This window comes from Neptunicella marina, from assembly GCF_014270035.1.
Classification (GTDB): domain Bacteria; phylum Pseudomonadota; class Gammaproteobacteria; order Enterobacterales; family Alteromonadaceae; genus Neptunicella; species Neptunicella marina.
This window is the reverse complement of record NZ_JACNEP010000043.1, coordinates 1-1,241: the sequence shown is the minus strand read 5'-3', so window position 1 is coordinate 1,241 and position 1,241 is coordinate 1. Positions and strand designations below refer to the sequence as shown.

Here is a 1,241-nt window from a genome sequence, read left to right as displayed (position 1 = left end):
GAAAATAAAAAAGGCCGCTAGCGCGACCTTTTTCAACTATCAAATGCTGTCAAAGATTAAGCAAGAATCTTAGATACAACACCCGCACCTACTGTACGGCCACCTTCACGGATTGCGAAGCGTAAACCTTCATCCATCGCGATTGGGTTGATTAATTCTACTACGAATTTCAGGTTGTCACCTGGCATTACCATTTCCACACCTTCTGGTAATTCTACTGCACCAGTGATGTCAGTTGTACGGAAGTAGAACTGTGGACGGTAGCCTTTGAAGAATGGCGTGTGACGACCACCTTCATCTTTAGACAGTACGTATACTTCTGCTTCGAACTTGGTGTGCGGGGTGATTGAACCAGGCTTAGCCAGTACCTGACCACGCTCTACTTCGTCACGCTTAGTTCCACGTAACAATACACCTACGTTCTCACCTGCACGACCTTCGTCAAGCAGCTTACGGAACATTTCCACACCAGTACAAGTCGTTTTAGTGGTTTCTTTGATACCAACGATTTCTACTTCTTCACCTACAGTGATGATACCTTGCTCAACACGGCCTGTTACTACAGTACCACGACCTGAGATTGAGAATACGTCTTCGATTGGTAAGATGAACGGCTTGTCGATTGCACGCTCTGGCTCTGGGATGTATGAATCCAAAGCTTCACCTAATTCGATGATTTTCTTTTCCCATTCTGCGTCGCCTTCCAGCGCTTTAAGGGCAGAACCCTGGATTACTGGTAAGTCATCGCCTGGGAATTCGTATTCTGAAAGCAGTTCACGTACTTCCATTTCTACTAATTCTAACAGCTCTTCGTCGTCTACCATGTCACATTTGTTCATGAATACGATGATGTAAGGTACACCTACCTGGCGACCTAACAGGATGTGCTCACGGGTTTGTGGCATAGGACCGTCTGTCGCTGCTACTACCAGAATCGCACCGTCCATCTGCGCGGCACCGGTGATCATGTTTTTAACATAGTCAGCGTGTCCTGGGCAGTCTACGTGCGCGTAGTGACGTGATGGCGTGTCATATTCTACGTGAGAGGTGGCGATAGTAATACCACGCTCACGCTCTTCTGGTGCGTTATCGATTTGATCGAATGCTTGTGCTGAACCACCGTAAGTTTTTGCTAAAACTGTAGTGATTGCTGCTGTCAGGGTCGTTTTACCGTGGTCAACGTGGCCGATTGTACCAACGTTTACGTGCGGTTTCGTACGTTCAAACTTTTCTTTTGCCAT

General features: G+C 47.0%; 1 protein-coding gene. It reads right to left on the bottom strand.

Going from position 1 to position 1,241, the window contains the following annotated elements:
* Positions 1 to 56 precede the first annotated feature (56 nt).
* The gene (tuf, locus tag H8B19_RS18820) at positions 57 to 1,241 is read right to left on the bottom strand and encodes an elongation factor Tu (protein WP_186508696.1); all 1,185 of its coding nucleotides are present in this window, start codon (positions 1,239 to 1,241) and stop codon (positions 57 to 59) included.